At 70.5% G+C, this 2696-nt stretch carries 2 protein-coding genes; both read left to right on the top strand.

The window, feature by feature from the left end; translation table 11 throughout:
- Nucleotides 1–185: 185 nt before the first annotated feature.
- Nucleotides 186–1796, top strand: a complete 1611-nt coding sequence (gene istA, locus ACIBL3_RS47215; RefSeq protein WP_396360618.1) for an IS21 family transposase — start codon at nt 186–188, stop codon at nt 1794–1796.
- On the top strand, nt 1793–2635 hold the full coding sequence (gene istB, locus ACIBL3_RS47210) for an IS21-like element helper ATPase IstB (protein WP_396360617.1): 843 nt from the start codon (nt 1793–1795) through the stop codon (nt 2633–2635). The genes istA and istB overlap by 4 nt, the downstream gene beginning before the upstream one ends.
- Nucleotides 2636–2696 lie beyond the last annotated feature (61 nt).

The raw sequence follows: 2696 nt of genomic DNA, 5'->3' as shown, positions 1-2696 counted from the left end.
TGTCGCCTGCCATGAGCATGGGACCGCTCTGAGCGGTTTTCTGCCAGCTTCATGGGACCACCTGGGTTGCCAGTCGTGGGACCACCCGGCGCGGCGCGCCGGTGGGTTCTTGGTTCGGCCGTTGGATCGTCGCGTCATGTCGGTGGACGCGGAGGTCGTCGGCGGTGGGATTCAGGGAGGTCGGTGTGGTTGAGGTGCGGGAGGTGTTGCGCGGTTGGCTGGAGGGGGCCGGGCTGCGGAAGGTCGCGGAGCGGGCGGGGGTGGACCGCAAGACCGCGCGGCGCTATGTGCAGGCCGCGGAGGCCGAGGGCCTGTCGCGTGAGGCGGGTGTCGAGGCGCTGACCGACGAGCTGATCGGCGCCGTGGTCGCGGTGGTGCGACCGGCGCGCCCGAACGGGCATGGCGCGTCCTGGCAGGTGCTGCTGGAGCACGAGGACCGGATCAAGGCGTGGGTGCGTGGCGGCGACGGTGCTGAGCCGTTGAGCATTGTGAAGATCGAGGAGCTGCTGGCCCGGTCGGGGTGTGTGGTGCCGTATCGCACGCTGCACCGGTTCGCGGTCGAGCGGTGCGGGTTCCGGGTGAAGACCACCACGGTTCGCGTCGCCGACGGCGAGCCCGGGGTGGAGTGCCAGATCGACTTCGCCCAGATGGGGTCGCTGCTCGATCCGGAGACCGGGAAGTCGCGGCGGGTGCATGCGCTGATCTTCACCGCGGTGGTGTCGCGGCACATGTTCGTGTGGCTGACCTATTCGCAGGCGCTGGCCGCGGTGATCGCCGGCTGCGAGGCGGCCTGGGGGTTCTTCGGCGGCGTGTTCAAGGTGCTGATCCCGGACAACCTCAAAGCGGTGGTCACCGACGCAGACTCGGTGAACCCGCGGCTGTCGACCGGCTGGTTGGACTACGCGCAGCATGCCGGGTTCGCCACCGACCCGGCGCGGGTTCGGCGGCCTCAGGACAAGCCCCGGGTGGAACGCGCGGTGCAGTACGTGCGCGGCAACTTCTGGGCCGGGGAGACCTTCACCGACCTGGCCGATGCGCAGGCCCGGGTCACCGCCTGGTGCACAGACCGGGCCGGGATGCGGATCCACGGCACCACCGCGGCACGGCCGGTGGAGATGTTCGGCGAGCTCGAGGCCTCGTGCCTGCTGCCGGTCCCGGCACCCTACGACGTGCCGGTGTTCACCCGGGTGAAGGTGCACCGCGACTTCCACGTCGAGGTCGCCAAGGCGTTGTACTCCGCGCCCGCGCAGTTCCTCGGCCAGTACCTGGACGCCCGCGCCGACAGCCAACTGGTCAAGCTGTTCTCGGCCGGTCAGATGGTCAAGACCCACCCCCGGCAGCGGCCGGGCGGCCGCTGGACCGACCCGGCCGATCTGCCCGCCGAGAAGGCCGGGTATGCGATGCGCGACCTCGCCAAGCTGATCGCGGTCTGCGCCGGCCACGGACCCAACATCGGCATCTACGCCGAGCGGCTGCTCGACGACCCGCTGCCCTGGACGAGGATGCGCAGCGTCTACCGGCTGCTCGGCCTGGTCCGCCGCTACGGACCCGCACCGGTCGAGACCGCCTGCTCACGGTCGCTGGACCTCGACGTCGTCAGCGTCACCAAGATCGCCTCAATGCTGGACAAGGCGACCGAGCGCGACAAGCCGGTACTGCCGGCCGCGGCCGGCTCACCGACCGGCCGGTTCGCCCGCGACCCCGGCGAATACACCATGCGCGGCGGCGTCCAGCTCACCCTCATCCCCGGCGGCGCGAGCGGCGCCGCTGGCACACCACCGGAGACCACCCGATGACGACAACGATGAACACACCCACCACCGCGAGCCTCGATGGCGCCGCCGGGCCGCTCGACCCGGTCGGCGCGGACCTGACCAAGATCCTGCGCACCCTGAAGCTCGGCGGCCTCACCGCCACCCTGCCCGAGCGGCTCGCACTCGCCCGGCAACGCAAGATGGGCCACGCCGCGTTCCTCGAACTACTACTCGCCGACGAGGTCACCCGCCGCGAGTCCCGCTCCGCAATGCTGCGCGCCCGCACCGCCGGCCTCGACCCCGCGATGCGCCTCGACACCTGGGACGAACCCGACAACCTGACCTACGACCGCACCCTGCTGTCGGACCTGACCAGCCTGCGGTTCACCGAAGCCGGGCACGGCATCCTCATCCTTGGGCCCGTGGGGGTCGGCAAGACACACCTGGCCACCGCCCTCGGCCACACCGCGATCCGGCGCCGGCTCAGCGTCCACTTCGCCCGCGCCGACAAACTGCTCACCCGGCTCCGCGCCGCCCGCCTGGACAACACCCTCGAAGCCGAGCTGCGCAAACTCGCCCGCGTCGACCTGCTCATCCTCGACGACTTCGCGCTCCGAGCACTCGACCCGACCGAGACCAACGACTTCTACGAGATCGTGGTCGAGCGGCACCGCAAGGCCTCCACCATCGTCACCTCGAACCGCGAACCGTCCGAGTGGCTCACGATGATGAGCGACGCCCTGCTCGCCCAGTCCGCCGTCGACCGACTCACCTCAGGCGCACACACCCTCATCATCGAAGGACCCTCCTACCGGCAACGCGACCGGCACACCCCGCGCGTCACCGTTGACACCACCACCGAGGCCCGCGATGCTCACTGACACCTCCAGGTGGTCCCATGCTCGTGGCAACGAGGTGGTCCCATCACGCTGGCAAGCGACA

It is taken from the genome of Kribbella sp. NPDC050124 (genome assembly GCF_044460355.1).
In the GTDB taxonomy this organism is placed as follows: Bacteria; Actinomycetota; Actinomycetes; order Propionibacteriales; family Kribbellaceae; genus Kribbella.
Note: the sequence above shows the minus strand (reverse complement) of the source record. Positions and strands in the feature narration are given on the sequence as shown.